The following is a 23,703-nucleotide window of genomic DNA, read 5'->3' as shown; positions in this document are numbered from 1 at the left end:
AAGAAAATGGTTAGAATAACGCAATTTTTTAAGATCTCAATATCATCAGTGCTTATTTTTTTGGTAGCATTTTTTACATCAGCTCAATCAGAATCCGATATTATGATTGCATCTGTTAGTTATGAAGACAGTCTTTCTGACAAAATTGCAGGAAAGCCGGCACCTAAAATAATCAAGTTGAGCAACTTTCAAAAAATAACGGATTCACTTAGTTATACCAATCAGCCTTACTTCATTAATGGCGACACTGCGTTGGCCTACACTCAGATGATCACGAGTGAGAATACCAGCCAAACAGATATTTTCGTATATGACTTCACTACTCAGTCTTCAACAAACTTAAGTAATTCGCTGAGCAGTGAGTATAGCCCAACACCGACACCTGACGGTAAAGGACTGTCAGTAATAAGAGTTAATAGTGAAGGAAAACAAGAGCTTTGGTATTTACAATCGGATAATGGGGAAGCTAAAAAAAACTTATTACCTGCTGTTGAACCAGTTGGTTATCATGTCTGGGATGGTGCAACAAAAGTGCTTCTATTTGTTTTAGGTAAACCGCAAACGCTGCGCTTAGCCAGCATTAATAAACCAACTGATCAGGGCCGAGTGCTGGATACCAATATAGGGCCAAGTTTATGGTCAATCCCCGATTCAAGCTTATTTAGTTATAGTAAACAAATTGATGAAGCGACATGGCAACTGCGATCTGTGGATACCAAAAAGAAGACTACGGCTAAATTGGTAGACATGCCGGTAGGTAGTTACTATTACGCATGGTCACCAGAAGGCTATGCGGTGACTGCCGTGGAGAGTAAATTGTATCAATGGCACCACACCAGCGCTGCTAAAAAGTGGACGCCATTAGACGGCCTGAGCACACAGTGCCCTGCTGGCATAAGTCGTCTACGCTTTTCTGAAAAAGGTGACAAAATTGCATTGGTTTGCAACCACCAGATGGTAACACGGTAAAATACAAACATTGGCTGCTGGGGCTGACGTTGACACCAAATTAGGCGACCTATAAATTGACTTAGTTCCACGCCTTAACCCCCTTAGCAAATAGTATATTTTAGATAAAAAAAACCACCAATCGTTGGTGGTTTTTTGTTTGCTACACTATATCTTCAGAGTAATCTTATATATTGTTTCTTTTGCGATAACTTACGCGAAGTTGCTAGCCGCGAAATCCCAGTTAGCAAGTGCCCAATATGCGACCAAGTAATTTGGACGTACATTGCGATAGTCAATGTAATAAGCGTGTTCCCACAAGTCACACGTCAGTAGTGGTGTGACGTCGTCTTGAGTCAGTGGATTATCAGCATTGCTGGTGTTCACAATATCTAAGCTGCCGTCAGCTAATTTTACTAGCCAAGTCCAGCTTGAGCCAAAGTTGTTCACTGCTTTGTCATTGAACGCCGTCTTAAAGTCCGCAAATGAACCCCATTTTGCGTTAATTGCGTCAGCTAATGCACCCTTTGCTTCGCCGCCGCCATTCGGGCTTAAGCTATTCCAGTAAAAGGTGTGGTTCCAGATTTGAGCAGCATTATTAAAAACGCCACCGTCTGACGTTTTGATGATTTCTTCAAGTGACTTAGTCGCCAATTCAGTACCGTCCACTAGGCCATTCAGTTTAGTAACGTATGTCGCGTGATGTTTACCATAATGAAACTCTAATGTTTCTGCAGAAATATGCGGTTCCAGAGCGTTTTTCTCATAAGGTAATGCGGGTAATTCAAAAGCCATGTTTTTCTCCGTTGTGAGTCAGTGTGTAAATGTCAAACTTGCAGGCCAATGTTGGTAAGCCTGTACTGAAATAACAAACGCGAGCATTGTTTTGCACTGTTTGTGTTTCCATTCCTGTACCTATGTTATTGGGACTATTATAGTAAACCCAATAATAAACTCTAATAAATTAATTAATAAGTTATAACTGATTCGACAAAACACGAAAAGAAGATCATTTTTTTACTGTTTTTTCGTTCTAATATTATTAATATCGTGCGATTAAGAATTACGGGTTGTTTTATTAAAGATAAACCGCATATCTTGGGATATGATACGCGCAGCATTTACATTTCAGATAAAGGTTATTCAATGGAAACAATAGATAAAATTAAAGAACAAATTGCCGAGCACCCAGTCTTGTTATACATGAAAGGTTCTCCTAAGTTGCCAAGCTGTGGTTTTTCAGCTCAGACGGTTCAAGCGCTAATGAATTGTGGCGAGCAATTCGCTTACGTTGACATACTGCTAAATCCAGACATTAGAAGTGAATTGCCTAAGTTTGCAGATTGGCCAACCTTCCCCCAACTTTGGATAAAAGGTGAATTGATCGGCGGTTGTGACATTATCTTAGAGATGTTTCAGCAGGGCGAACTTCAACCATTATTAAAAGAAGCGGCAGTGAAGTCGGAAGACGAAGTAAAATAAATGCTTAACACTGTGGTCACCTAAAGTGACACAAAAAAGCCTCATTCTTTGAGGCTTTTTTATTAAGTTTACTTTCTGCGGCTGCTGTATAGTGTTAGGCAGGGGGGGAAGTTAACCAGCATCACTAAATAAAGTCTCGTCCATAATTGTATTATCAATAACTTGCTGCGCTAATTCAATGCATTTTCCACATTGACTGCCTAGCGCCATGACATTTTTTAATTCGCGTATGTTACCCACGCCATGCGTTTCCACTGCGTTTTTAATTTGCTTATCAGTAATGCCATAGCACATACAAACGAACATTAAGAACCACCTATTTATTAATATGCGAATGATAATAGTTGGCATTTAGATTAATTGCAAGCTTTTTGCAATTAATTCTCAATTAGATTTGGAAGTGGCCAACCACCTAAATTCTTATAGCGGTTAACAATAAAACAGAATAATTCTGCTGTACGCTCGGTGTCGTACAGTGCCGAATGTGCTTCAGACTGGTCAAATGGAATACCAGCAGCTTGGCATGCTTTAATCAGGACTGTTTGCCCTAAAGCAAGCGCTGATAGCGATGTAGTATCAAATGATACAAATGGGTGAAACGGAGTGCGTTTAATATCATGTCTTGTTATCGCCGCATTAACAAATCCTTGATCGAAGCTTGCGTTGTGGGCAACAATGACTGAACGTTGGCAATCTGCTTCCTTTTGGTACTTTCTGACATGCTGACATAAGTTTTTAAACACAGTATTCTCATCCAATGCACCGCGCAGTGCACAAAATGGGTCTATACCATTAAAGTCAATAGCCGCTTGTTCAATGTTCGCGCCCTCGAATGGCTGCACGTGCTCATGAAAAGTCGTGTGAGGAACGATGTCGCCGTTTTCGTCGAGTTTTAAGGTGACTGCGGCAATCTCTAAAAGAGCATCTGTATTTGCATTGAAGCCCGCTGTTTCAACATCAATGATGACAGGAAAGTAGCCGCGAAATCTATCTTTGAGTGCTGGTTTTGTTATTGTCATGACGTAGTCAGAAATCCTTAATTAGGTATTATTACAATTGACGTAAATGCAGAAGAAAAAATGGTATGTAAAAACACTATTAAAAGACTAATCGGTCGAGATGCTCTAAAAAAAAGTGTGTGCAAAGACGCTAGCGCTGATTTCACTGCAATTCTAAACATTTTATCAAAATTGTCGATACCTTATCTATGTTCTCGGAGATCGAATCTAGCATGAAAAAATACCTTATCAGCATGTGTTGTCTGCTTCCCATGGCTGTATCAGCAAACTTGCGTGAATATAACGCATCTGTGGAAAATTCCGAATGGACACTTGGTGAACAAACTCGCCTAATTTGCGAACTCAAGCATCCTATTCCGGGTTATGGCATAGCCTCTTTCGTAACGGAAGCATCCAAACAACTGAATTTAGAATTCGTGCTTGATATGTTGCGTTTACCTAATCGGTATGACACTGCAACGGTCTATTCTGTCGCGCCGAAGTGGATGCCTGGTGTTGCTCAAAAAACGATCGGGAAAATGAATTTACGTAAACAATATGATGGTGACTTGCCTTCTGAGTCAGCGTGGGAGATGTTGACCGAGTTAGAAAAAGGTTTTTGGCCAACTATTCACTATCAAGATTGGAACAACCGATATGATTCAGTTGCGGTAGCATTAAACTCAAGTAATTTTGAGCCCTCATACCTTGCTTTTTCGCATTGTGTGACAAATCTATTGCCTTATAGCTTTGAAGATATTGCATACACTGTTTTGAGTTATAAAAAGAGTAGTGTTGACCTGACCAATTATTCCAAACGTCGCTTAGACATGATTGGCGACTATTTAAAAGAAGACATCGCGTTAGAGTTGGTGCTATTAGATGGTTATTCCGATAGTTATGGTGGTTCTTGGAACAACCTGCAATTGTCTATTCGTCGTGCCAATGAAATTCGCGATTACTTTGCAGCACAAGGCGTTGATACCGCAAGGATAGAAGTCACAGGTCACGGTGAAAAGCGGCACGTATCACCGAATGACAATGAATTATCCAGAGCAAAAAACCGGCGTGTGATTATTCAGTTAGCTAAATTATAGTCACTAGCTTTAGATTCTATTTTATTCACTTCTTCGAGGACAATATCAACTTGATCGGTGAAGATGCCATCAAGTTTTAGTTTGTTTTTTACTAAATCTATCAGTGTTTCAGGACTCATATTGAAGGCCAGATCGTCCGCTCTAAATGTGTAAGGGTGAATAATTAATCCCAACGCTTTGGCATTACGGACAAGCGCAGTTTCGGTTTCTGATACAGGGTCGTATATCTGCGGTAACCAAGGTCCTATAACATTTGCATATGTTGCAACTTCTTCTAAACCCTGTTTAGTCTGCATAATATCGTAATCTGCGCTCGACTCATTCCAGCTGTTATCAGCAATTAATTGCACAAGGGCAACCTTTACCTTAAATTCATTTTTCAATCGTTTGAGGGTTTCAGGGTAGAAACACTGGATAAAAATATTGGCGTGCGCTTGAGTTAATCCGTGCTTTTCGAGCATGTTAACAACGATCTTAGTGATATCTTTGCCTTCGGATAAATGCCATTCAGGCGATTTTATCTCAGAGTAGTAGCCAACACTTTTACTAAAGGTGTTATTCAGCTTATTAATAAGCTCGATGTGCTGCTCAAAAGACGCGACTTTAAAGGCTCCTCTTCCACTATACCGAGTAGGAAAGACTTTATTACCGAGTTGGTCTTCGCGTTCATGAACGAATAATTGTTGAATTTCAGCCCAAGTGAAGTCAATCGCGTAATATCGGCCATCAGAACGATGTCTCTCTGGAAAAATAGATTCAACGTTGGTGACCGTTTCAATGTGAATATCATGCAGTACAATAGGCACATCATCAGAGGTTAATATAATATCTTGCTCTATATAGTTTGCACCTTGCATAAAGGCGAGGGTCGCGGCATCTATTGTGTGTTCCGGTAAATAGCCGGAAGCTCCTCGATGTGCGATGATCGTAAAGCCAGCGCTTTCTTCGGATATACCAGTTGAAGTTCTTTGATCCGCGTCGATTTGCATTGAAATGACAACAAATAGGAATGACATAAAACTCTTCAGAAATACATTATGTAAGCTCATTTCATTCCTTTTTAATAATATTAAGGCTTAACTTTCTTGGATGAGTTCGATAGCATATCCACTCGGATCCCTTACAAAGGCAATAACTGTTTTGCCGCCCTTAACAGGACCCGGTGGTCGGTATACATCACCACCTTTTGCTTTAATATCATCACAAACAGCATAAATGTCATTGACACCAATGGCAAGATGGCCAAAAGCGTCACCATGTTCATATTCGACTTTGTCCCAATTGTAAGTTAGTTCTATGACAGTATTATTATCTTCATCGCCATAACCTAAAAATGCGAGGGTATATTCATATTCTTTGTTTTCACTTTGGCGCAGCAACTTCATGCCTAATGTTTCTGTATAAAAAGCGATAGACTTTTGTAAGTCACCAACGCGCAACATGGTATGTAGGAATCTCATTATTTTTATCCTTTTAAATTAAACTAATATTACTTAATCGATCTTATCTTTAAATTCACATAAATCCTCGATAATACAGGAACCGCATCGGGGTTTACGTGCGATACAAGTATATCTACCATGTAATATTAACCAGTGGTGAACGTCAATTTTAAACTCTGCTGGCACCACTTTCACGAGTTTCTCTTCGACTTTATCGACATTTTTCCCCATGGCCAGTTTAGTGCGATTACTTACTCGAAAGATATGCGTATCAACGGCAATTGTCGGCCAACCAAAGTATAATAAAACTAGATGCTCAATTCAACTTAACTTATACTATTGGCAAATTTGATGAAGGTCACTAATATGTCGACTAAGCCATTACTATACAGTTATATTCGTTTCTCTACTATCGAGCAAGCTAGAGGGCAGTCACTTAATCGTCAGATGAGCTATGCGAAAGAAATTGCAAATTTAAGAGGGTTGGAGTTGGATGACTCGCTTACGATGAAAGACCTCGGGCTGAGTGCATTTCACCAAACGAACATAACTAGGGGGGCTTTAGGTCTTTTCCTTAAAGCTGTAGAGGATGGTAAAGTCCCAGCTGGTTCTATCCTTGTAATTGAAAGCCTTGATCGAATTTCACGAGCAGATCCGCTTGATAGTCAGAGAATTATTACAAAGATAATTAAAGCAGATATCACCGTTATCACCGCCGCAGATCGTAAAGAATACAATCAGGAAACTATTAAGCAAAATCCTATGGATCTTGTTTATATCGTTTTACTCCTGATCCGTGCGAATGAAGAAAGCGAAATGAAGTCAAAAAGGGTTAGCTCTGCACTTGTAAAACAATGTGGTGATTGGTTGGTTGGCAAGCGTGGTTTCAGGCTGAAATGTGGTAAAGCTCCCAAATGGGTGAAATGGGATGATACAGAAAAAGTTTATGTGTATGAGCCTCATGAAAAAACCATTATTTTGCGTAAAATAGAGCTCTTTAAACAGGGATTTGGTGGGTTGAAAATAGCCGAATTACTAAATAGTGAATTCGGAGTCGGAACAGTTCACCATACAGGTGCAAATGTATATAAAGAGGTTAAGCGGCGCACACTAGTTGGCGAGTTCAATGTTAAAATAGGTAATATTGATTATGTACTAAAAGACTACTATCCGGCGTTGTTAAGCAGTGCTGATTTCAATTTATTGTTAGCTGACTCAACAATACGCGGAGCCATTAAACACACTCAAAAGTATGTCGGTATCCTATCGGGTATAGGTACTTTCAAATGTGGAGGCTGCGGAAAATCAGTTGGCTCTCATGTAATATATAGGAAAAAATGTATCGGTGACGTTAAAAGTAGTCATAAACGGTATGGTTGCGTCGAAGCACGAAGAAACAATAACTGTACAATGAAATCAACTATACAAATTGACGTGATAGAAAAAGCAGTCGTGCTCTTTTGTCAGGATAAAGTGAATCTCGAAAGAATCCTAGTTCAAAAGAGTGATGCAGAGAACCTACGTTGTAAGGAAATCGAATTAAAAAATGAGGTTTCACAAATCAATGAAAATATTGAAATATTTACTAATAGTCTGTTGAAGCTTGATGGAGCGCCACCGCAGGCTATTGCTAACAAAATTAAACAGCTAGAGGCTGAAGTAGCAACGTTTGAAAGGGAAATAGATAAGAACCGAAATTCTCAAGCGAAAATTAATAATTCTTCTCGAGAGGACGTCACCCGACGCTGGTCGGAACTAACAGAAAATTTAAGTGAGTTAGGAAATGAGGAAAGACTCCTTCTGCGTCAACTTGTAAAAGATACTTTTAAGACTGTAACTTTACAGGTTTCTATAAAGGAAAAGCAAAAAGCGAATGGATTAGACGGCGCAGTAAATCGTCTCTTGCTAGGCGATAATCAATCAAATTATTTCGATCTTACACTAGAGTTTCACAATGAAAAAAAGCGCCTGCTAAGGGTGAACAGGCACACTGCCGAATTGTTAAATGGCTTCGATCTTAATTAAGCTGACTTTTTGAAGTCCGCTTCTGTAAAACCGCTGAACTTGGAACAAAAATTTCTAACAACTTGTTCTGTCATTGCATCAAAGATCTCCTTTGATACATCTTCACCTTGTCTAACAATATTCCCTTTGTCATCAACAATCGCTAGCTTCATGCCATTTTCTATTGATAGTGTGGTATTGGAAGCTGAAACCATTATTCATCCTCCTTGATACATCTAACAACCTTCAATTTATTTATATAGTTCATGTCAGTACCTCTTTTATAACTGCTTGAACATATAAACACCCTGATTTATTTATTATTTTTATCCATTTCAATGGCTTTAAACTTCACTTCTAATGTTTGATTAAAATTGAAATTCAAGTCAGAACTTATACTTTTTGTTGTTGTTCTGAAGCCTTTTATCATTCTGTTTATACAATTATTTAATTTAATCTGGTTATGAATTGAATTCCTGAGGGCACCAAGTTATTAGTTAAACTTGTTTTCAAAATCACTACCAGTCCCAGTAAAAGCTTATTTAATATATTGAGTCGTTTTTGATTCGGAAGTATTGGAAACGTCTCTTGTCGAGTTTGTTTTGATTAATTTGAATTCATAATAAAACTCCAGTAATTATCTTTTTATGTCGGCTACAAGATAATTCTAATATATCTGTTAAGAAAAAATTGTCTAATTTTTTTAGATTTATTTTTTAAAAGGTTAACAACATCGATTGTGACAAGTGTATGATCATAGTTCTTCGATGCTGGTTCACAATGAAATTCAATAATGCTCTTATCTTTTATTAGAAACCTACAGAGGCTTTCTTAACCCCTTCCTTGATTAAGAAGGCGATATGTTGGTGCCCCCTCGAAATACTGAGTGTTGGTCAATTTAAGCTTTCCGCCAATACGCAAATCCTAGGCATACAAACACCGTCAAAAAAGAGATGATTAGATTTTCTGATATCGTAGTTTTTTGAGGTACTGAGCACTTTCTGTTTTGAGAAGTTTTGGTTTTTTAGTAATCGTTCCAGATCGACAGTCAACAAGCCGTAACGAGAGTTATTTTCGAATTCTCGCTTGAACACTGCGGTTGTGTAAATTAGCAGTGAAATAATTGTTTTTTGAGTTTCTATGTTAATTTGCACTAGTTTTTGATCCGCAATTGCATTAAATAAGTGAACCACTTAAATACCATATAGCCCTCATTATTAATGCGGATTTAGGCTTATTCAATGGTCAAATTCATATGCAAAAAACATCACTAAATGGATCGATTTTGGATGCAAATTAACACTTCAAGTCTATAAAAGGCTTGAGTCGACCTAAACCGGCTATTAGGATAGTGAGCTGCGATTGACGGGTATTCGCTCGCTGCTGACTATCGGTTCAGTTCCAGTAGGAGCCGTTCGAGTGATAAATGCGAACGGTGTTCGTTCGGGGTAAGTATGAAACCTATGTGGCATCAAAGCGCATTATTCACGATAACAATCCAGTAATGAACTGGGCCATTTCAAATATGGTAATTGATATAGATGCGGCAGGTAATGTTAAACCGAATAAGAAAAAAGTACCCAATAAGATAGATCCGGTTGTGGCCAGTCTTACTGGGTTTTTTACTTACATGTCAGATTTGCAGGGACAAAACATTTATCAATCACGTGGTGCAATGGTGATTTAGCTCAAGGTCCGCGTAACAATTGAGTGATTTAGTTATTAAAGACACTGCCTGATTCAGTTGCTGAATCGCTTTGTGTCCAGTCAGTGACTATATTGTTCGAGTCAAATGTTATAACTAGTGTTTGAGTTTCCGTTTTAGCCCCACCAGCAAATAAACCAACAATTGGTATATAAGTGGCAGCATTAATGTCCACATTGCCATAAATATAAGACCAATAGACTGTGCCATCTGAATTCTTGGTAGTAGTTTGAGGCTTTCCAAGCGCTGCTTCAACCTGAGTTGAAGTAGTTTCACCTTTAATGAGCTTTGAAGTCGTACCTGAATCTATTTCTTTCCCTGTTGAGTAACAAGCGCTTAAACTTCCTACTATGGCAACTACCGTTAATAATTTAACTATTTTTTTCATCGATATTCCTTGTCTAGTGTTTATGGTTTATTGAGGTCTGCCCTTTGCTCGCTCAGTTCGTGAATCTAACCCTAAGAGTATAAGTGGTATTAAGGCTATATGCTACCCTTCGGCAGGGCTTGAAGGGCAGGGGCTTACAGCGATTATGTCTTTAGCGGACGGAATGTCCCCAGAACCCCAATTCGGCCTTCATTGTTAATGCAAGCTCAAATCTATTGGTCTTTGGCACACCTTTAACTAGAAACATCACTATTAAGTGTTTGTGGTGGATAAATGAATAGGTCTTGGAGAGTAGATGCTACATTGCAGAAAATTACCGTTTTTTTGAAAAAATATTTTTGGGGCACCAGACGAAATTAATTGGATTGTTCCGTTCAATTGGGGCATAAATTACTGCCAGATAACTTTTAATGATTGGACGAGGGTTCTTCTATTCGCCGAACAAGCTGTTTCGTCTAACGTGATAGGTGGTTGTTGGTGTTTCATTCATCAAAATCATCAAACCATCAAACTCGCCCCATTTTCACGCAGACACTCTTTACTCTCTAAAAAGTCGGGCATGATAATTTCAACTAGTTTCCAGAATTGCGGTGAGTGGTCGTGTTGCTTCAAGTGACATAGCTCATGCACTACCACGTAATCCACCACGCGATCTGGTGCCATGATGATTTTCCAATTGAAATCAACTCGTCCTCTGGGTGTGCAGCTCCCCCAGCGGGACTGGAATGACTTAACTTTATAGCCGTTCGTCTCAAATGTAGAGCTTAAGTCGTGAAAGTCACGTTTTAATTCTTTGCCAATAAGCGCCAGTTCTTTGCGTACCTTAGAGATCACGTTGCCAACTGATTTACGAAACATAAAGCTGCCAGAACCATTTAAAAACAAAGGGGCATCATCACAATTACCATGCTCTAACTGCCATTTGGCAAGACGGTGTTGATGTTCTTTATCATTGCGATATAGCCAAAGCGATGCCATCAAGCCTTTAGACACTATAATGGTGCGCTCTTTATCAAACTTACCAACAATGGTTATGTAATAAACAGGTTTATTACTGAGACTAGAGTCAACCACGTGACCAGCATTAAAGGTGGCGATTTCTTCGGCACGTAATCCACACTGAACCGCTAAATCAACTCTTAGCTTTGGCCCGTGTTTGCTCAGCGCTTTACTCGAATAAAGCAGCTTTAGCTCTTCTTGATAATAAGGTGACAAACTCGTATCACCTGATTTTTTCTGTTTGTACTTTTTGGGGATCAGTAAGTCAGTGATGGTAACCGTAAACCCCTTTTCCTCTCTTCCATAGTCAGTAAATAGCAAGTCTAGGCCGCCATCTTTGCGCTTTTTCTTAATGACCTTTGTTTTGTATTTGAAAGGAAGCTTTTCAATCCTGCGTTGCTTTCTAGCCCATTCATAAAACTGCCTGACATGGTTGATATACAAATTAGCGGTGTCTCGGTCAATCTGCTTTGCAATGACCTTCTCAATTAAATACTTACGATAGCGATAAACAGGCAACCAGTATTTCGCTTTATCGCTATCACTTACAGCATATACTTCATGCCAATCGACATTATTGATTTCAATCCACTGTAAGAATAAACACATCGAATTCGCGAGAGATTGAGCCGTGATGAGTGATATGCCGCCCAAGGGGTTCTTTCTTCCCCGCGCTTGGGCGGCATAAAAAGTCCTTTATATCGGTGCTCTAAAAACAAATTAATTTCCAGCGCGTCCAATATACGTATGAGAGATAACACCCTAGGGAATCGCTCTACCACATGATCGTCATGAAAGGCGACAGTGCGTAACGCTGTTGCATCAACGTCAGAAAAATAAGGCAAGCTGCCTAAGTTCACGCTCTGTTTGACTACTTTAGGATAGTGATTACTCAAATTATACGCTCCATTTCAATACTGCAAATATAACTCAAATTGCTTACCTTGTCAATTTTATTTTGCAGTATTTGGTAACTGCAAAATAAAATTGATATTAGGCTTAAAATCAGTCATCATCATTTTGATATATTCATTCAGTTTCGTAAGTGTACTTTTAGTAGTAGCTTTACAAGACAACTAATCTGAATGACGTAAACAGTTAATCGAGGGGGCTAAAGATAAATGAATGCAAAAGAGCACGGTGCCTCTGAAGCAGTTATGCTGCGAAATATGGCCGATATTCGTTCGGGGCATCCGTTTCGTGGCACCATCAAACAGTATGAACATGGTGACGTAAACGTAGTGCAAGTAAGAGATACTGAAGCAACCGGGGAGATAACCCCTTATAGCGCAGTTAAAACCATCCTCTCCACTAAAAAACAGCCTGACTGGTTGCAAAATGGGGATGTGTTATTTGTCGCAAAGGGAGCAAAGCACTATAGTGTATTGGTAGACAATATTCCTGAGCGCACCGTCTGCTCCCCTCACTTTTTTGTGGTGCGATTAAAGCCCGCTTTTAAAGGGGTCATTTTGCCCGAGTTTTTGTGTTGGCAACTTAATCAGCAGCCTGCGCAGCGTTATTTCAAGGCCACTGCCGAAGGGTCAATGTACTTAAGTATTCGCAGACAGGTAATAGAAGATGCCCCTATTAAGTTGCTCACGTTAGAAAAACAACGCCAACTTGCGGCGATGCATCGCTGTGGTGTTAAAGAGCATAAAGTATTGCAAAAGCTCATCGAAAACAGACAACACCAACTCGCCGCTATTGCACGGCATGAACTCGACGCAGTTGACTAAAAACAGTCGCGAGTTGGCTGTCCAATAACGACCAAATGTTGAATAACAAACAATAAAATGAACAAATACAACAAGGATAAATAACACTATGCCAGTAAATCAAATCAATCAGGATGATATTAATAAAGCAGTATGGGCCGCATGCGATACGTTTAGAGGCGTGATTAACGCAGACACATACAAAGACTTTGTGCTGACAATGCTGTTTTTAAAGTATATCTCGGATGTATATAAAGACGATTACAACAAGCTAGTTGTCCAATATGGTGGCGCTGGTAACGAAAACCCTGAGCTAATTCGAGCCATGATGTCAAAACAGCGCTTTGTATTACCAGATGGCGCAAGTTTTTGGGATTTGTACGAGCAGCGACATCAGCCGGGCAATGGTCAGCGTGTCGACCAAGCCCTTCATGCGATTGAAGAGGCCAACGGCACCAAGCTAAAAAACGTATTCCAAGATATTAGTTTTAACACCGATAAATTAGGTCAAGAAAAGCAAAAAAATGACTTGTTGCGTCACTTATTGGAAGACTTTGGTAAAGACATTCTTAACCTGAGCACAGAGCGAGTGGGCAGCTTAGATGTTATAGGCAATGCGTATGAGTTTTTGATTAAGCATTTTGCCGCAGGAAGCGGTACGACCGCAGGCGAATACTATACACCACCCGAGGTATCCACTTTACTCGCCACCCTTTTAGAGCCTACCGAGGGAGACCAAATATGCGACCCATGCACAGGCAGCGGCTCATTGCTGTTAAAATGTGGCGCGATGGTGCGCAAAAACTCAGGCTCAAAAAAATACGCTTTATTTGGGCAAGAAGCCATTGGCTCGACATGGGCACTGGCTAAAATGAACATGTTCCTGCACGGTGAAGATAATCACCGTATTGAATGGGGCGACACCATTCGTAACCCACTGCTGCTGGATAAAGATGGCAAAGGTTTATTGCACTTTGACGTGGTCACCGCCAATCCGCCATTTTCACTTGATAAATGGGGCCATGATGATGCTAGTGGCGACCCGTATGGACGCTTTCGACGAGGTGTGCCGCCCAAAACAAAAGGTGACTATGCCTTTATTAGCCATATGATTGAAACCCTTAAGCCAGAAACAGGACGCATGGGTGTAGTTGTGCCACACGGGGTGCTATTCAGAGCATCAAGTGAGGGTAAAATTCGTCAGCAATTAATCGAGGAAAACCTGCTTGATACGGTTATTGGCCTGCCAGAGAAACTCTTCTTTGGTACCGGTATTCCAGCAGCTATTCTTATCTTCAAAAAACACAAAACCGATAATAATGTACTGTTTATTGATGCCAGCCGCGAGTTTAAATCAGGCAAAAACCAAAACCAGTTAACACCAGAGAATATCCAAAAAGTCATCGATACTTACAAAGCCCGTGATAGCGTCGATAAATATGCATACCTAGCCAGCTTTGATGAAATTGCTGAAAACGACTTTAACCTTAATATTCCTAGATATGTGGATACTTTTGAAGAAGAAGCGGAGATTGATTTAGTGGCAGTGCGTACTGAGCGCCTTGAGCTACAAAATGAACTACAAGTCCTAGAAGCAGAAATGGAAGGCCACTTAAAGGAGTTGGGTTATGGTGCCTAAGGAATGGGAAACATCAAAGCTAGGTAATTATGCTATTAAAATTGGCAGTGGTATAACACCCAAAGGAGGAAGCTCGTCTTACAAACTAGCTGGTATACCTTTGATAAGAAGTCAAAATGTTCACTGGGGAAAGTTAGATTTATCTGACGTAGCTTTCATTGATGATAAGCAGCATTTAAAGATGGCAGGAAGCTCTCTTCAACAAAATGATGCGCTTCTAAATATAACTGGTGCTTCAATAGGTAGAGTCGCAATTTTTGAATCTAATAATGAGGCCAATGTAAATCAGCACGTTTGTATCATTCGCACTAAAAACAGCCTCTTTCCGGTATATTTAAAGTATTTCCTCTTGTCTCATAATGGGCAAAAGCAGATTGAACGATTTCAAGCAGGGGGAAACAGGCAAGGACTTAATTTCGAGCAAATAAAATCATTTAAACTGAACATACCTCCACTCCCAGAGCAACGCAAAATCGCCAAAATCCTATCCACTTGGGATAAAGCGATTAGCACCACCGAGCGCCTAATCGACAACAGCAAACAGCAGAAAAAAGCCCTAATGCAACAACTGCTCACAGGCAAAAAACGCCTTTCTGGATTTTCGGAATTGTGGACTGAAATTCACCTAAATGATATTGGTAAATGTATTACTGGTCTTACTTATAGTCCCTCAGATGTTGTTGAAAAAGATGGAATGCTAGTGTTAAGGTCTTCAAATGTCCAAAATGGAAAGCTAGCTTTTGTAGATAACGTGTATGTAAAGTCAGGTTTAACAGTTAAATCCAAAACGCAAGATGGAGATATATTGGTCTGTGTGCGAAATGGTAGTAAAAATCTTATAGGTAAAAGTGCTCTGCTCAGAGGCAGAGCAGTAAATCAGGCTCATGGTGCATTTATGACGATATTTCGCTCTAAATACTCAGATTATGTTTTCCAACTATTTCAATCTGGTGATTATTATAAGCAAGTTAATAAAAACCTTGGGGCAACTATTAATTCGATCAATACCAGCGACCTTCATAAATTTAAATTTATCATGCCAACAGACGAAGCCGAAATAAGTGCAATTGCTTCTTGCTTATCAGATGCTGATAGAGAAATTAAATTATTAGAACAACAATTATTCGATTTGAAACAAGAAAAAAAAGCGTTAATGCAGCAGTTGTTAACGGGTAAGCGCAGAGTGTAAACCTAAGGATGGTACTTCATGAAGTTAAGAATTAGCAATATTACACTGAGAAATTTTAAGACATTTAAAGAAATATCTATTCACCCAAACCCTGATTTTAATATCATAATCGGTGAAAATAACTCTGGCAAATCTACGATATTTGAAGCAATTCATTTATGGGAAAAGTGTTATCAGACCTATATATTAAGTTCGAGGAAAGGATTTTATAAGGTCAAAAAATCAACCAACCGATATGTAAACTATCAGGATTTAGATTTTCTTCGGATCACAAAAGATGAAGACCTGTTTCATGACCCTAGAGATCCTGAAATAGGTAAGTGTGCAGAAATTTCGATTTCTTTAGTAAACGATGACGAAGAAGCTCAAACTTGGAACTTAGGATTTAAAGTGACCTGTCCAAGTTCAATAGAAAATGCTTTTTATCGAGTTCAGCCAACAGACGAAGACCAGTTTACCTCGTTCGCTCAAGCCTTTTGTGGTGCTGGTAAGTTTTTAGATGAAGCAATCTTTATCTACCAAACTAGACCTGTGGCAGGTGTCCATCAGTTTGAACCCTATTATAATGAAGCCCAAATTAAGAAGAAAATACAAAAAGGTTCTTCTCATGAAGTTTTGAGAAATAAAATCATATCGAAAAGAAAATCTATTTCCGATTTAGAAGCAAGTATCTCTGAAATAGTTGAAAAAGAGATCAAGTTTACTTTACCGCCAACGACCAAGCGAGAAAAAGATGAATATGTCTGCCTTGATGTTTCTGTTGATGGTTCAAAACCATATGACCTGCATCTTCAAGGCAGCGGCTTTCTTCAGATTGTAGAGATTTTAGCTACTGTTGAGTTTGTTGATGCGCCTCTCAAGTTACTTTTAGTTGATGAACCAGACTCTCATATCCACTCCAAGCTACAGAGAAATTTACTTAATTACCTCAGGAAAATTGATCATAACCAATTTTTTATCATCAGCCATAACGATCAGTTTGTAACCAATGCTGGTGATGGTGAAGTATTTTTTATCAGTGATGATGTTAAGAACGATGGCCTTTTGACGGCTATAGACAGTTCGGGCTTTGACATAATAAAAAATGCTTTGGGTGGGGTGATTTTGTCGTTAGAGCGATTGAATCAAGCGAAGCATATCGCCTTTGTGGAAGGTAAAGATGATGCCAGTTATCTTCATGCTTTGAACCGAAAATTGAAAGAAGTTACGCCTGTTGTGGGTTGCTTGAATGAAGTAACGTTCTTTCCTCTTCGTGGGAAGGACAACATTGCTAAAAAAATCGAGTATAACAAGCGAACTTTGATCTCACTTATGAAAGGAAAGACTTGGAACGCTATTTTTGACAGAGACTTTTCAACACCAGAAGTTGATGCTGATTTGAAACAAAAAATCAGAAAAAACTGCGTTCCCCATAGCCATCAGGGTTACTGTATCGAATCGGTTGTATTTTCTGAACTGGATATACTTAAGCGGTATATTTGCTCTTATATTGACTATTTACCCGATGGAGAAGTTTGTCAGCACATTGATGAGCTATTAGCGCAATTAGAGAATAATATCCAGAATACTAATTCTGATTTAAATAAAATTGTTGAGATGAGGTTTGACGGTCAAAAAAATAACAGACCAGAATTCAATACCTTGCAATTTATAGAAGTAATGCGTTCATGGACAGATAATGGTGTTTTCAAATCAGAAAGAGTAATGTCTAAGCCAATGATTCGGGATTTTCTTACTAAGCTTGAGCTTAAACTTGGGCGATCCTTGTTTTTACGAACATCTAATGATGATGAAGAGATTACATCTAAATTTTTCAATAATTACATAGCCTTTATAAGCACAATTAATGATGTAGTTCTATCTTTAAAATCATTATTTATCCAGTTGGGTGTACTCGCTGAGCTGCAACCGAATAATGAAGGTGAAGAGCAATCTGCATGACCATTCAAAAGCGGCCTCGCACCATTCAAATATTTCTACCCAGTGGCGACCCATCTGGCATTCGCATTGCAGAGCAAACTACCTCAATTATTCGCTTAATTGAAGTGCCTCGTAGCGATATGGCTGACTTTATAAAAATGCCAGAAGCCAAACAGGTAGGACTCTATTTTTTGGTATCCGGTGATAGTAAAGATGAGTTGTATATTGGGCAATCGGGCGATGTCGGCACGCGCCTTATGCAACATCACAAAGATGAGAAAAAAGATTGGGAGCGAGCACTAGTATTGGTGTCGCTCACCAATAACTTAACGCAAACCCATGTGCTTTATTTAGAATCCCTTTCCATTGAAAAAGCCCGACTGTGCGAACGATATGAACTATTAAATGGCAACGGCGGGCAAAAGCCGCACACGCCCATTCCACTGAAAGCCGATTGTGATGAAATACATGGCATTGGCGGATTATTACTAGCCACCTTGGGCTATCCTATTTTTGAGCCTTTAACGGGCTCAGCGTCATCTAACACCGAGCAAGTGTTTGCCTGCACTCGCGCCAGCGTAAACGCGAGTGGCATATACACTAACGAAGGCTTGGTGGTGCTTAAAGGCTCATCCGCGCCTTATATATCTACACGTAAAACCGACTCGCGAATGATAGAAAAGCGAGATGAATTGGTGTTAAAAGGAATACTGGCCATAGAAGGTGATAACGTTAGATTTACGAAAGACTATGTGTTCAAAACACCCAGCGGTGCCTCTGGCTTTTTACTGCTTGGCTCATCAAATGGGTGGGTAGATTGGAAAACCGCACAAGGTGTTACCTTACATGAATATCAAGGACGCACGCTAGAAACTGCCGCTATGGGAGCGATAACGTGACTGATACCGATACCCATTCTCAAGCGCCAAATGTACCCAACGGCGAATTTGTTTTATTTCAATCAAAAGGTGGAAAAATACAGGTTGAATGTCGTTTTGAGTCAGACACGTTATGGCTGTCTCAAACCATGATGTGTGACTTGTATGGCAAAGCGAAAGCCACTATCAGTGAGCACATTAGCAATGTGTTTGCAGAGGGAGAGTTAGCCGAAAATGCAGTTGTTCGGTTTTACCGAACAACTGCCGCAGATGGCAAGCCTTACAATGTAAAATACTTTAGTTTGCCCATGGTGATAGCAGTAGGCTACCGCGTTCGTTCAACTCGCGGCACCCAGTTTCGTCAGTGGGCAACCCAGACATTACAAGAATATTTGGTGAAAGGCTTTGTAATGGACGATGAGCGACTTAAAAACCCACCCGTGGGCGATTCTGTTGTCCCAGACTATTTTAATGAAATGCTCGCACGAATTCGCGATATACGCGCCAGTGAGCGTCGGGTGTATTTGCGAGTACGAGAAATATTCACCATGGCCGCCGATTACGAGCCGTCAAATCAAGACACTAATCGGTTTTTCCAAAGCATACAAAACAAACTGCACTATGCCAGCACACACATGACCGCCGCTGAATTAATCGCTGAACGCGTCGACATCAACAAGCCCGACATGGGACTAACCAGCTACAAAGGCGATGAGATTAGAAAAACGGATGTTACTATTGCTAAAAATTATTTAAGGGAAGATGAAATAAGTGCACTCAACCGAATTGTTGTGATGTGGTTAGACTTTGCTGAAGACCAAGCGTTGCGGCGCCAGCAAGTATTCCTGAACGATTGGGATAAAAAGCTAGACGAATTTTTAAGGTTTAATGACCGTGGTGTGCTTGAAGGTAGCGGCTCAGTAACAAAAAAAGTCCCTGATGACACCGCCAAAAAAACGTACGAAGCTTTTGCTATACAACGCCGGTTATTAAAAGAAGCTGAGGGAGAAAAGGCTAACATTGACGCTTTACGCGAAATAGCGAAAACACGGCATAACGACAAATAATAGTGTTTTGCCAATGGCCCATGGCTGAGCGAGCAGTACTGGCTTTGATTTAAAACTGGAGAGAAGATCCAATATGGAAATAAATAAAAAAACGCCTAACTTCCAAGAAGAATTCAGCGCTAAACTCCCTGCGTTAACGTTATTGACTAACCTTGGTTACCAATTTATACCCCCTAGTGAGTGCGAAGCACTGCGTGGCAATACGTCAGTTTATACAAAGAGTGCTATTGAAAAGAAAAGCACGCATCAAGTGTTACTGTTGCCTGTTATGCGCGACTTCTTGGCTAAGCAAACGTTTTTATTCGCTGGTAAAGAACATATGCTATCGGCGGCGGCGATTGATAAAGTGATGCACGAGCTTAACCCAGCAATGAATTTAGGGTTAAAAGCCGCTAATGAACTTATCTATAACGCCTTAATGTATGGCGTAAGTGTTACCGAGTTTATTGATGGTAAGAAAGCCTCACCCACTATTGCCTTAATTGATTGGCATAACATTGACAATAACCAGTTCCATTTTACCGAAGAATTCGTGGTTCAAAATGCCGAGGGCACTGGCAACCGTATTCCCGATATTGTTTGTTTCGCGAACGGCTTGCCGTTGGTGGTCATTGAGGCGAAACGCCCGGATTCGAATAAAGAAGGCAAATCTACCAACTTTGAGGCTGTTTCACAGCATATTCGCAATCAAGGTCAGGCTGAAATCCCGCACCTATACGCTTATAGCCAGTTGCTGCTAGCAGTCAATGGGCACGAGGGTTTATATGCTACTTGCGGCACACCGGAAACGTTTTGGGCTAAATGGAAAGAAGAGCTCATTCCTGAAGCGGAGTTTGTTCGCTTAAAAAACCATAAGCTAAACGATAAACAACGCAACGCTTTATTTAACCATCGACCCGCTTACGCCAAAGATGACTATCTATCACTGCTTGCTGCGGGTGATTTGACAGTTACCGACCAAGACAGGCTCATTGTGAGCTTACTTAGACCTGAGCGTTTATTAGAGATGACACGCCTATTTACTTTGTTTGATAAAAAAGTAGGTAAAATAGTCGCCCGTTATCAACAAGTATTCGGCATTAAGGCCTTAGTTGAGCGCATTAATAGTTTTGATGCGGCGGGTGCACGTGAAGGTGGTGTCATTTGGCACACCACGGGCAGTGGCAAGTCGTTCACGATGGTGTTCTTATCCAAAGCCTTAATTTGGCTTGAAGCGCTTGCTCAGTGCCGCGTAATAATAGTCACCGACCGAGTGGATTTAGAAGACCAACTGAGCCGAACCTTTGCCTCTGGTGGTGTACTCACCGACAGAGACAAAAAAGATGCGATGGCCACCTCAGGTAAGCGTTTGGCCCAGCAGATTGGCAAAGGTAACGAGCGAGTTATCTTTTCAATTATTAACAAATTTGGCTCTGCTATTAAGCAGGAAGCCTGTTTTAACGACAGTCCCAATATTATTGTATTGGTAGATGAAGGACACCGTAGTCAAAACGGTGAAAACAATGTGCGAATGTTGCAAACACTGCCCAAGGCCGCCTTCATCGCATTCACAGGCACACCCTTGTTAAAAGACGATAAGACCGAAAACAAATTCGGTAAAATTATCCATTCCTACACTATGCAACAGGCCGTTGAAGATAAAACCGTCACACCGCTGCTGTATGAAGAGCGTATTCCAGAGTTGAACGTGAATGACAAAGCCATAGATGCGTGGTTTGAGCGTATGACCGAAAAGCTTAGCGACAAGCAGAAATCCGATTTAAAAAGAAAGTTCTCTCAAAAAGGTCAAATATACCAAACCGAAGGTCGTATAGAATTGATTGCCCATGATATTTCTGATCACTTCCAGAATTTCAAACAGCAAAGGCTACGAGGCCAGTTAGCCTGTGATTCTAAGGCCTCTGCTATTCGCTATAAAAAAGCGTTAGATAAGATTGGTAAGGTGACGTCAGTTGTGGCGATGTCACCTCCCGATACACGGGAAGGTCATGACGTTGTCGACCAAGAAAGCAAAGACATCGTCCAAAATTGGTGGAAAGGCAATGTGGCACAAACCTACGGAGGCGATGAGAAAGCCTATACCAAAGCCATCATTGAAGACTTTAGCCGTGATGATGGCCCAGATATCATGATAGTGGTAGATAAGCTCTTGACGGGCTTTGATGAGCCTAAAAACACCGTGTTATATATCGACAAGCCTTTGAAAGAGCACAACCTGATACAAGCGATTGCGCGTGTAAACCGTTTGCACAGTAAAAAGCAGTTTGGTTACTTAATTGATTACAGAGGCATATTAAAAGAACTCGATACCACCATTGAGAAATATCAAGACTTGGCGCAGCGCACTCAAGGTGGCTTTGATGTTGATGATCTTAAAGGTTTGTATAAGCGCATGGATACGGAATACAAAAAATTACCGGGTTTACACAGTGATCTCTGGGCTACTTTTGAGGGAGTTAAAAATAAACAAGATGGTCCAGCGCTTCGCCAAGCTTTAACGCCTAAGGTGCATGAAGTTGAAGGAAAGCTTGCTGATACCAACCTTAAAAAGCGTGAGGATTTTTATGCAGCCCTTACTGCCTTTTCAAACTGTATGAAAGTCGCTCTGCAATCCGCTACCTACTTTGAAGATAAGTCACTTGATAAGAAACGAGACTTGTATAAGCGAGACTTAAAAGCCTTTGTCGATTTACGTAAACAAGTACGCGAGGATGCCAACGAGACCATCAACTACGATGAATATGCGGAAGATATTCGCAGTTTGTTAGACAAACACATTGCCGGTATTGAAATAAAAGAGCCAGATGGCGCTTATTTGGTTGGTAACTTAGGTAAAGACGTTAAACCCCAAGATATAAGCGATGACGAAGCACGCAATCAAACCGATAAAATAACCGGCCGCATCACTAAAATGATTGCGCAAGACTTAGCGGATGATCCTTATGCACAAGAGTATTTTTCTAAATTATTGAAGAAAGCCATTGAAGACGCTAGAGCCATGTTTGATGCCCCAGTTAAGCAATACATTCTGTTTGCTGATTTTGAACAAGAAGTGAAAGAGCGCAAAGTGGCTGATGTGCCGAATGACTTTGTTGATGCGTCCGGCAAGCTGAACAAGCATGCCCAAGCCTATTTTGGTTTATTTAAGCACTTGTTCGGGCCTGAACTGCTTACTGACAAATCGTTAGATAATGACAAGCTGGTTGTCCTCGCCTTTAGCATTGATGAGGTGGTGCATAACGCGGTAGCCGAATATTCGATTAACCCCGCTGAAATTGAAAATGCGATCAGTATGAAATTGCTACCCATGTTATTTGGCGCTTTGGGGCTAGATAACGCACAGAAACTGATTGAAGCCGTGCTTAAAATCACCCGGCTTGGCTTAGCGAGGGGGTAATGGGAGTGACAAATTTGTCGGTTGCTGCTGAGATATTTACTCAAGAAGGCAAAAATGCCACCGCTGAGCGTGGTGTTTTTATTTATGGAAATGACACGATCCATTACGAAGTGATCCGCAGTTCTCTGTCTACTGATGCAGCAAAAAAAAGCCCCCGTAAAATCGTGATTAAAGTACACCCAGATCAACGCGTAGTGGCGTCTGCGCCTTTTAATGCAACACAGGACGCCATCCATGAAGCCGTATCAAAGCGTGCGAGGTGGATTTGTCAACACATTGAAGAATTTGCAAAACAAAAAGATACGGTGCTTCCGAAACGTTACGTTAGTGGTGAAACTCAATTTTACTTAGGCAAACGCTATGTTTTAAAAGTACTTGTTGATAATGAGCACGTCACGAATGTAAAGCTAAGCCGTGGCAGATTAAATGTGACGCTCAAACATGAATTAAGCCACGGTCCTGAAGATAGGATAGCGAAAGTTAAACCGCTTATTGATAAGTGGTATCAGCACAAAGCTAAAATTGTTTTCCATGAGCGACTCGCACAATTGCTACCTAAAGCAACGTGGGTAAAGGGTATCCCATCATTTCGCGTCATGGCGATGAAAAAGCAGTGGGGAAGCTGCTCTATCAAAGGTAACTTAATGCTCAACCCGCACTTAGTCAAAGCACCTAAAGAGTTTATTGATTACGTCATACTGCATGAGCTTTGTCACATTGCCGAACATAACCACAGCGAAAAATTCTGGCGTTTACTTACCCAAATCATGCCGAACTGGAAAGAAGTGAAATCTAAATTAGATGATATGGCGGAGATGTATTTGAATGAGTAATA

General features: G+C 40.4%; 22 protein-coding genes and 1 pseudogene. 13 read left to right on the top strand and 10 right to left on the bottom strand.

The features are described 5' to 3' along the window. Nucleotides 1–6: 6 nt before the first annotated feature. Nucleotides 7–969 (top strand): TolB-like translocation protein, encoded by a 963-nt coding sequence (locus tag G399_RS21360; protein ID WP_006010834.1) that lies wholly within the window; start codon nt 7–9, stop codon nt 967–969. 192 nt (nt 970–1,161) lie between these two features. Here the strand turns inward: G399_RS21360 and G399_RS0115815 are convergent, their stop codons facing one another. Continuing rightward, complete coding sequence (locus tag G399_RS0115815) at nt 1,162–1,743, bottom strand: Fe-Mn family superoxide dismutase (RefSeq protein WP_006010835.1); 582 nt, start codon at nt 1,741–1,743, stop codon at nt 1,162–1,164. Nucleotides 1,744–2,094: 351 nt separating this feature from the next. Between G399_RS0115815 and grxD the strand changes: the two genes are divergently transcribed. Next, on the top strand, nt 2,095–2,430 hold the full coding sequence (gene grxD, locus G399_RS0115805) for a Grx4 family monothiol glutaredoxin (RefSeq protein ID WP_006010837.1): 336 nt from the start codon (nt 2,095–2,097) through the stop codon (nt 2,428–2,430). A gap of 111 nt (nt 2,431–2,541) precedes the next feature. Here the strand turns inward: grxD and G399_RS0115800 are convergent, their stop codons facing one another. Next, entirely contained in the window at nt 2,542–2,736 is a 195-nt protein-coding gene (locus G399_RS0115800) for a (2Fe-2S)-binding protein (protein WP_006010838.1), read from the bottom strand. A 71-nt stretch (nt 2,737–2,807) separates the two neighbouring features. Further along, nucleotides 2,808–3,449: a ribonuclease T gene (gene rnt / locus G399_RS0115795; RefSeq protein WP_006010839.1), complete on the bottom strand. Its 642-nt coding sequence runs from the start codon at nt 3,447–3,449 to the stop codon at nt 2,808–2,810. Between the two features lie 212 nt (nt 3,450–3,661). On the opposite strand from rnt, the gene G399_RS0115790 reads away from it, so the two are divergent. After that, the gene (locus G399_RS0115790; protein ID WP_026843803.1) at nt 3,662–4,525 is read left to right on the top strand and encodes a flagellar protein MotY; all 864 of its coding nucleotides are present in this window, start codon (nt 3,662–3,664) and stop codon (nt 4,523–4,525) included. Here the strand turns inward: G399_RS0115790 and glpQ are convergent. From glpQ to G399_RS21780, 3 genes and pseudogenes are all read right to left on the bottom strand, one after another. Next, the gene (glpQ, locus tag G399_RS0115785) at nt 4,507–5,574 is read right to left on the bottom strand and encodes a glycerophosphodiester phosphodiesterase (protein ID WP_006010842.1); all 1,068 of its coding nucleotides are present in this window, start codon (nt 5,572–5,574) and stop codon (nt 4,507–4,509) included. The genes G399_RS0115790 and glpQ overlap by 19 nt on opposite strands. A 27-nt stretch (nt 5,575–5,601) precedes the next feature. After that, nucleotides 5,602–5,985: a lactoylglutathione lyase gene (gloA, locus tag G399_RS0115780; protein ID WP_006010844.1), complete on the bottom strand. Its 384-nt coding sequence runs from the start codon at nt 5,983–5,985 to the stop codon at nt 5,602–5,604. Nucleotides 5,986–6,018: 33 nt separating this feature from the next. Continuing rightward, nucleotides 6,019–6,264, bottom strand: a pseudogene (locus G399_RS21780) (endonuclease III); the annotation flags it as partial. A 69-nt stretch (nt 6,265–6,333) separates the two neighbouring features. Between G399_RS21780 and G399_RS0115775 the strand changes: the two are divergent. Continuing rightward, a complete protein-coding gene (locus G399_RS0115775) occupies nt 6,334–7,992 on the top strand; it encodes a recombinase family protein (protein WP_006010846.1) in 1,659 nt (552 codons plus the stop codon). On the opposite strand, the gene G399_RS0115770 is transcribed toward G399_RS0115775, so the two are convergent. After that, complete coding sequence (locus G399_RS0115770; RefSeq protein WP_006010848.1) at nt 7,989–8,186, bottom strand: hypothetical protein; 198 nt, start codon at nt 8,184–8,186, stop codon at nt 7,989–7,991. The two genes, G399_RS0115775 and G399_RS0115770, sit on opposite strands and share 4 nt — an antisense overlap. 1,211 nt (nt 8,187–9,397) lie before the next feature. Between G399_RS0115770 and G399_RS21355 the strand changes: the two genes are divergently transcribed. Next, complete coding sequence (locus G399_RS21355) at nt 9,398–9,658, top strand: terminase TerL endonuclease subunit (protein ID WP_051288594.1); 261 nt, start codon at nt 9,398–9,400, stop codon at nt 9,656–9,658. 28 nt (nt 9,659–9,686) lie between these two features. On the opposite strand, the gene bamE is transcribed toward G399_RS21355, so the two are convergent. The 3 genes from bamE to G399_RS22095 all read right to left on the bottom strand — a co-directional run bounded on the left by bamE (nt 9,687) and on the right by G399_RS22095 (nt 11,959). Then, nucleotides 9,687–10,064 (bottom strand): outer membrane protein assembly factor BamE domain-containing protein, encoded by a 378-nt coding sequence (gene bamE, locus G399_RS20895; RefSeq protein WP_006010854.1) that lies wholly within the window; start codon nt 10,062–10,064, stop codon nt 9,687–9,689. Between the two features lie 498 nt (nt 10,065–10,562). Then, on the bottom strand, nt 10,563–11,672 hold the full coding sequence (locus G399_RS22625) for a M48 metallopeptidase family protein (RefSeq protein WP_226988956.1): 1,110 nt from the start codon (nt 11,670–11,672) through the stop codon (nt 10,563–10,565). Then, nucleotides 11,609–11,959 (bottom strand): hypothetical protein, encoded by a 351-nt coding sequence (locus G399_RS22095; protein WP_154658925.1) that lies wholly within the window; start codon nt 11,957–11,959, stop codon nt 11,609–11,611. The genes G399_RS22625 and G399_RS22095 overlap by 64 nt, the downstream gene beginning before the upstream one ends. Before the next feature lie 225 nt (nt 11,960–12,184). On the opposite strand from G399_RS22095, the gene G399_RS0115740 reads away from it, so the two are divergent. From G399_RS0115740 to G399_RS0115705, 8 genes are all read left to right on the top strand, one after another. Then, a complete protein-coding gene (locus G399_RS0115740) occupies nt 12,185–12,799 on the top strand; it encodes a restriction endonuclease subunit S domain-containing protein (RefSeq protein ID WP_006010856.1) in 615 nt (204 codons plus the stop codon). An 88-nt stretch (nt 12,800–12,887) separates the two neighbouring features. Continuing rightward, nucleotides 12,888–14,417, top strand: a complete 1,530-nt coding sequence (locus G399_RS0115735) for a type I restriction-modification system subunit M (RefSeq protein WP_006010857.1) — start codon at nt 12,888–12,890, stop codon at nt 14,415–14,417. Continuing rightward, nucleotides 14,407–15,606, top strand: a complete 1,200-nt coding sequence (locus G399_RS21350) for a restriction endonuclease subunit S (protein ID WP_051288593.1) — start codon at nt 14,407–14,409, stop codon at nt 15,604–15,606. Before G399_RS0115735 ends, G399_RS21350 begins: the two co-directional genes overlap by 11 nt. 18 nt (nt 15,607–15,624) lie before the next feature. Beyond that, on the top strand, nt 15,625–17,547 hold the full coding sequence (locus G399_RS0115725; protein WP_006010909.1) for an ATP-dependent nuclease: 1,923 nt from the start codon (nt 15,625–15,627) through the stop codon (nt 17,545–17,547). After that, a complete protein-coding gene (locus G399_RS0115720; protein WP_006010907.1) occupies nt 17,544–18,425 on the top strand; it encodes a GIY-YIG nuclease family protein in 882 nt (293 codons plus the stop codon). The genes G399_RS0115725 and G399_RS0115720 overlap by 4 nt, the downstream gene beginning before the upstream one ends. Continuing rightward, nucleotides 18,422–19,471, top strand: a complete 1,050-nt coding sequence (locus G399_RS0115715) for a virulence RhuM family protein (RefSeq protein WP_006010905.1) — start codon at nt 18,422–18,424, stop codon at nt 19,469–19,471. Before G399_RS0115720 ends, G399_RS0115715 begins: the two co-directional genes overlap by 4 nt. 73 nt (nt 19,472–19,544) lie before the next feature. Next, nucleotides 19,545–22,868 (top strand): type I restriction endonuclease subunit R, encoded by a 3,324-nt coding sequence (locus G399_RS0115710; RefSeq protein ID WP_006010904.1) that lies wholly within the window; start codon nt 19,545–19,547, stop codon nt 22,866–22,868. Further along, nucleotides 22,868–23,701, top strand: coding sequence for a M48 family metallopeptidase (locus G399_RS0115705; RefSeq protein WP_034897361.1), 834 nt, complete (start codon nt 22,868–22,870; stop codon nt 23,699–23,701). Before G399_RS0115710 ends, G399_RS0115705 begins: the two co-directional genes overlap by 1 nt. Nucleotides 23,702–23,703: the final 2 nt, after the last annotated feature.

Origin of the sequence: Brumicola pallidula DSM 14239 = ACAM 615 (assembly GCF_000428905.1) — a bacterium.
GTDB classification, from domain to species: domain Bacteria; phylum Pseudomonadota; class Gammaproteobacteria; order Enterobacterales; family Alteromonadaceae; genus Glaciecola; species Glaciecola pallidula.
The sequence above is the reverse complement of the archived record's forward strand: the minus strand, read 5'-3'. Positions and strand labels throughout refer to the sequence as shown.

Bases quoted from the DNA above. Each gene is read 5' to 3' on its own strand.
- G399_RS0115725 (WP_006010909.1), top strand. From the start codon at position 15,625: ATGAAGTTAAGAATTAGCAATATTACACTGAGAAATTTTAAGACATTT.
- G399_RS0115705 (WP_034897361.1), top strand. From the start codon at position 22,868: ATGGGAGTGACAAATTTGTCGGTTGCTGCTGAGATATTTACTCAAGAA.
- G399_RS0115775 (WP_006010846.1), top strand. From the start codon at position 6,334: ATGTCGACTAAGCCATTACTATACAGTTATATTCGTTTCTCTACTATC.
- gloA (WP_006010844.1), bottom strand. From the start codon at position 5,985: ATGAGATTCCTACATACCATGTTGCGCGTTGGTGACTTACAAAAGTCT.
- G399_RS0115740 (WP_006010856.1), top strand. From the start codon at position 12,185: ATGAATGCAAAAGAGCACGGTGCCTCTGAAGCAGTTATGCTGCGAAAT.
- grxD (WP_006010837.1), top strand. From the start codon at position 2,095: ATGGAAACAATAGATAAAATTAAAGAACAAATTGCCGAGCACCCAGTC.
- bamE (WP_006010854.1), bottom strand. From the start codon at position 10,064: ATGAAAAAAATAGTTAAATTATTAACGGTAGTTGCCATAGTAGGAAGT.
- G399_RS0115770 (WP_006010848.1), bottom strand. From the start codon at position 8,186: ATGGTTTCAGCTTCCAATACCACACTATCAATAGAAAATGGCATGAAG.
- glpQ (WP_006010842.1), bottom strand. From the start codon at position 5,574: ATGAGCTTACATAATGTATTTCTGAAGAGTTTTATGTCATTCCTATTT.
- G399_RS0115815 (WP_006010835.1), bottom strand. From the start codon at position 1,743: ATGGCTTTTGAATTACCCGCATTACCTTATGAGAAAAACGCTCTGGAA.
- G399_RS21360 (WP_006010834.1), top strand. From the start codon at position 7: ATGGTTAGAATAACGCAATTTTTTAAGATCTCAATATCATCAGTGCTT.
- rnt (WP_006010839.1), bottom strand. From the start codon at position 3,449: ATGACAATAACAAAACCAGCACTCAAAGATAGATTTCGCGGCTACTTT.
- G399_RS0115735 (WP_006010857.1), top strand. From the start codon at position 12,888: ATGCCAGTAAATCAAATCAATCAGGATGATATTAATAAAGCAGTATGG.
- G399_RS0115790 (WP_026843803.1), top strand. From the start codon at position 3,662: ATGAAAAAATACCTTATCAGCATGTGTTGTCTGCTTCCCATGGCTGTA.
- G399_RS0115710 (WP_006010904.1), top strand. From the start codon at position 19,545: ATGGAAATAAATAAAAAAACGCCTAACTTCCAAGAAGAATTCAGCGCT.
- G399_RS0115720 (WP_006010907.1), top strand. From the start codon at position 17,544: ATGACCATTCAAAAGCGGCCTCGCACCATTCAAATATTTCTACCCAGT.
- G399_RS21355 (WP_051288594.1), top strand. From the start codon at position 9,398: ATGCGAACGGTGTTCGTTCGGGGTAAGTATGAAACCTATGTGGCATCA.
- G399_RS21350 (WP_051288593.1), top strand. From the start codon at position 14,407: ATGGTGCCTAAGGAATGGGAAACATCAAAGCTAGGTAATTATGCTATT.
- G399_RS22625 (WP_226988956.1), bottom strand. From the start codon at position 11,672: ATGTGTTTATTCTTACAGTGGATTGAAATCAATAATGTCGATTGGCAT.
- G399_RS0115800 (WP_006010838.1), bottom strand. From the start codon at position 2,736: ATGTTCGTTTGTATGTGCTATGGCATTACTGATAAGCAAATTAAAAAC.